Source organism: Agromyces sp. NPDC060279, assembly GCF_042726785.1.
GTDB lineage: Bacteria > Actinomycetota > Actinomycetes > Actinomycetales > Microbacteriaceae > Agromyces.
The window spans coordinates 12,806-17,824 of the sequence record NZ_JBHXBK010000011.1 but is presented as its reverse complement, the minus strand read 5'-3'; the positions used below and the strand labels follow the sequence as shown (position 1 = coordinate 17,824).

Genomic DNA, 5,019 nt, shown 5'->3' with positions numbered 1-5,019 from the left:
TTGCCCGTATTCGTCACCAGGAACGAATACGTAACCACCTCACCAGCGACCAGCTCACCCGAGTCCGCCGACTTCACCAGCGACAGCGACGGCGCGAGGACCGCGACGCTCGCCGACGATTCGTTCGACCGTGGATGCTCGTCGGCCATGCTCGACGGTGCGACGCCGGTCGCGACCGCGGTGTTCTCGATCGAGTCGGATGCGTTGTCCCCAGCGACGAGCGTGTAGCTCGCCGTGCAGGTGATCGACTCGCCCGGGGCCAGCGTGACGTCGGGACACTGCGGGGCTCCGAGCTCGCCTGCTCCGGTGAATTCGGTCTCGTCGATCGACAGTTCGCCGATCGAGACGTTGCCGGTGTTGGTCACGCGGAAGCTGTACGTGACGGTGTCGCCCTCCGCGGCCTCAGCCTGGTCGACGCTCTTGGCGAGCTCGAGCGCGGCGTGCTGTTCGGCCGGCACGGAGACGTTGCTCCGGGGCGTCTCGATAGGCTCATCCGCGCCAGCGGGCGTGCCGGACGCCGTCGCCGCATTGTCGATGCCTCCAGAATCCACGTCGTCTTGCGTCACCGTGTAGGTCGCCGTGCACGTCATCGACTCGCCGCCGCCGAGCGTGTCCGCCGGGCACGAGATCTCGGACAGCTCTCCCGAACCCGTGAAGTCCACGTCCGCGACCGCGACGTCGGACAACGTGACATTGCCGGAGTTCGTCACGTCGAACTGATACGTGATGATCTGGCCGGCTTCGGAGTACTGCTCGACGTCCGCGGTCTTCTCGATGGTCAGCCCAGGACTCGGCGGAATCGTGGCGGTGGCCGACGACGCGTCCGAGACCGGTGCGTCCTGACCCGCCGGAGCCGTCGCCGTGGCCGTCGCCGTGTTGTCGATCCGGCCCGCGTCGACGTCCGCCTGCGTCACGACATAACTGGCGACGCAGTCCGCCGAGGCTCCAGGCGCGAGCGGCCCGGCCGGGCAGGAGATCTCGAGCGGCTCCCCGGTGCCCGAGAAGGCGGTCTCCGTGATGCTCGGATCGTTGAGCGTCACGTTCCCGGTGTTCGTGACGTGGAAGGTGTAGGTGACGGTCTCGCCCGGCTGCGCGATGGTGCTCGGTGACGCCGACTTCTCGAGATCGATCGCGGGACGAGGGTCTCCCGGGATGACGGCCTCCGACTGATCGGTACGGATCGGCTGATCCGTACCCGCGGGGATCCCACTCGCGCTGGCGGTGTTCTCGAGACTGCCTGCGTCGATGTCGGCCTGCGTGAGTGTGTAGCTCGCGGTGCAGGTGATGGACGCGTCGGGGTCGATCGTACGATCGGCCGGACAGTCGATCACGGACATCTCGCCGCTGCCCGAGAATGAGTCCTCGCTGATCTCGACGTCGTGCACCGGCACGTTGCCGGTGTTCGTGACGACGAAGGTGTAGGTGATCTCCTGCCCGACGACGAAGGAGGCCGCGTCGGCCGGGGAGGCCGCCTTGCTCAGTTCGATCGCCGGCTGCGCGGCCGTCACCGGAGTGCGGGTGCGCGCCTGGCGGGACGTCACCGGGTCGGAGGTGCCGATCGGAGTGCCCGAGGCGGTCGCCGTGTTCTCGACCGCACCGGCGTCCTCGTCGTCGGCGGTGATCGTGTAGGCGGCATCCGCCGTGCAGGTGACAGTCAGATCGGGCTCGAGCGGCCCGGCCGGGCAGGTGACCGAGCCGATCTTCGGGTCGTCGACGACGACAGGATCGAGCGGCAGCTCGCCGGTGTTCGTCACCTCGAATTGATAGGTGATCCGGTCACCGGCATCGGTCAGCCTGTTGCCATTGACGTCTTCCGGGTCGCCCGCCTTCTTCACGAGCGAGACGCCGGTCGCCTTCACCGAGTTGGCGATGGTGCAGACGACCACGTCACCGATGCCGACGTGGATATCGCTGGCATAACCCGGCTGCCGTCCCGATGGCAGCGTGGAGTCCCGTGCGCCGTTTCGGGTGCACGACCAAGCGGCGTTGTAGTTGCTGAGCAGCCCGGAGTTCATCTGCTCGGCGAAGCGGAACACCGGATCGCCCGCGCCGTCGTCGATGATCTCGCGCAGCTCGGTGGTCGACGTGGTGCCGGTCGGCCCGGTGCTGCCTTCGAAGTGCCAGTTCCCATTTCGGTCGTCGATCGTGAGCTTGAAGTCGTCGCCGGTGAACCGCGAGTCCACCTGCTTGCGAAGCTCCAGCCTCGAGATGAGCGCGCCGAAGGCGACGGCCTGACGTCCGCCGCCCACCATGCGCTGCGTCCAGAAGTCGGGATTCTGACTCGCCAGGATCGGCCCGCCGGTCTGCGGCGACGTGCTCTGCCCACCTGCCGAACAGGTCACCTGCGTGGTGCCGACCCCGGTGAACCCGCCCGGGCAGGCGTTGCCGATGCCCGGGTTCGAGCCGTTCGCTGTGAGTGAGTAGATCGGATTGTTGGAGGTCCAGCGCAAGGACTCGTTACCGTCGGTGCTCTCCGCTTCGGCCCCGACCAGCGAGAACGACTGCATCTCCACGCCCTGCGGGCTGAACATGCGGATGTCGCTGAGCGTGAGGTCGGTCGTGGTGCCGGAGGTGGCCTGGTAGAGCGCGGGACGCCCGGGGATGCCCCGGTACTCACGGTTGCCGAGGTACGCGCCACCCCAGGTCGGGATGACCGAGCCGGTCACGCCCCCACCGGAGGCCTTGAGCGTGAAGGTCATCCGAGACCCGCCCGGAAGGGTCACCTCCATCTGCTGCCCGGCCGCGCTGGTCGCCTCAGCGGCGTTGTACCCGGCGAAGTCGAACCAGCACAGCGCCTGCGCGTACTTGCCAGTGCCGGCATCCGCGAATCCGCATGTGGCGCTCGTCGCAGCCTGGGCCCCGGCGACGGAGACGCCGACGAGTCCCACCGCGAGCACGAGCGGGGCGAGTGCGAATGCGAGAAGCCGCCGAATTCGGCCACCTCGTGTGAAGCCTCGTCTCCTGAACCGTGCTGCTGTCGCCATCGTGCGCCTCTTCGTCGTTTGCCCGGCCGGCCGCGTCCTAGGGGTCGCGGGGAAACCAGCCCCCTGCCTCTAGCTTTGCTTGGCTGAGCAGCATTGTCCAGCTCCGTGACCGTTTTGGGATTCCAATCACAGACCGATCGCTCCCAACATTCCGGCGATCCACCCGACCACGAAGCGGGCGTCGACGGTTCGGGCGACCTACTCGACCCGATCGCGCTCCGGGCCTGCACCCCGCCCACCCGCCGGACAACCCCTCGTTCAGGGGTGATCTCAGACCCGAGTCCCTCAGTGGCATCCCGCATTCCGAGAGATTGTGACGAACATCTCGCGTTCGGGCAGTTTGCGCTCATGGTCATGGTAGTTTTCCGGTGCGTCTCTGGCATACCGATGCGATCAGCTCGACCCGACTGATCCCGGAGGCGCAGCTTCAGCGGGGGCACTCGGTGCTGGAACTTGGAGAACAGGAACGTGAGAACGCACGAACGGAAGACTGCAGCGGCGCGTACGCGGCTGCAGCAGCGGCTCAGACGAGCGACCGCGATGATCGCCTCTGGGGCCGTCGTCGCCCTGGGACTCACGGCGGGCGGCCTCGCGGCCGTGACCACGGCGCACGCGGCGGAGCAGAACGGGTACGTGTTCAACGACGCCTGGAGCCTGACCGGCCCGTCGTCCGAGACGCAGTACTCGCCAGCCTCGCCGGCGCACAACGCCGCGACCTCGGCCCTCCCGACGCGGACCGGATCGGTGGGCGTCACCGCCGAGTTCTCACCGAACGGGTCGAGGAGCCCCGGCGGCGCCGTCTTGACGAACGGGACGGACCAGAGCGCCTACGGGGCGACCGCCGCCATGTTCACCGGGGCGCCGGACCCCGCCAGGCTGCCCGCGCTCGGCTTCTATGGTCTGGCATCTGAGGGCTGCGGCGGCCCGCTGGGGTCGGCCGCGCACCAGAACTTCGCCGACGAATGCGCGATCGGGCAGCTCACGCTCACCTTCGATCGACCGGTCACCGACGTCGTCCTCGACCTGAGCGGCGTGGGCGGGTACGCCGGCCAGTGGATCGACAGCTACGCCCGCGGTTCGTTCAACAGCACGGTATGGAGCATCGCGAGCGATGGCGTGCAATTCGCGGGGCTGTCGAGCGCCGCGACCAACCTTTCGATGACGCCGACGACGCTGCGAGTCACCAACGACAACACCTGGAACATGTGCAACGCGCAGGGTCGTATCGGCAGCGGCGACACGAACAGCCCGCGCAGCGATTTCGCGGGCTGCGGGTCGGTCCAGCTCACCGGCACCTTCACGAGCGTCACGTTCGACCTCAGCTCGCGTGCGGTCCCGTTCAGCACGTTCCCGGCTGCTTCGCACGGCACCGGCTCACGCTACTTCCAGAACGACGGCACCCAGTACGCCGACGGAACGAACGGCCTCAACACGGTCCGCAGCGAGACCACCCTGCTGCCGAACGCCTCGCGCACCAACCAGAACGCCGATCTCCAGCGAGTCTCGCTGCGACTGCCCCAGCTCGGTTCGATCGGTGATCGGGTGTGGCTCGACGCGGATCGGAACGGGGTGCGGAGTGATGACGAGGCGGGTGTTGCCGGGGTCACGGTCGAGTTGCTCGATGCCGATGGCAACCCGGTGACCGACGCGAACGGGAACCTGATCACCGCGGTGACCGGTTCGGATGGTGCGTACCGGTTCACGGATCTTCCGTACGGCGACTACCAGCTGCGCTTCACCGACCCGGATGGCCGCCAGTGGTCGCCGCAGGGCGCGGGTGAAGACGCGGCTCGCGACTCGGATGTCGATCCCGCGTCGGGCCAGACGGGCACCGTCCGCATCGATAGCGCGAACCCCGAGGCCAACAACATCGACGCCGGTCTCATGGACCCGCTGCCCGAGGCATCGGACGACCGTTCCGACGGCAACACCATCGGTGACGCCGTGACGGTCCCCACCCTGGACAACGACCGCGGCGACCTCGACCCGACCACGGTACGGATCACCGACCCCGAAACGGGCGACCCCGTCACCG

The 5,019-nt window shown here is 68.0% G+C and carries 2 protein-coding genes; one reads left to right on the top strand and one right to left on the bottom strand.

Features of this window, described 5'->3' with window-relative positions:
- A partial coding sequence (locus ACFWE1_RS17505; protein ID WP_376934765.1) for a CshA/CshB family fibrillar adhesin-related protein occupies positions 1-2,888 on the bottom strand: 2,888 nt, incomplete at its 3' end.
- 636 nt (positions 2,889-3,524) lie between these two features.
- Between ACFWE1_RS17505 and ACFWE1_RS17500 the strand changes: the two genes are divergently transcribed.
- Positions 3,525-5,019: SdrD B-like domain-containing protein (locus tag ACFWE1_RS17500; RefSeq protein ID WP_376934764.1), on the top strand; the 1,495-nt coding region annotated here is incomplete at its 3' end.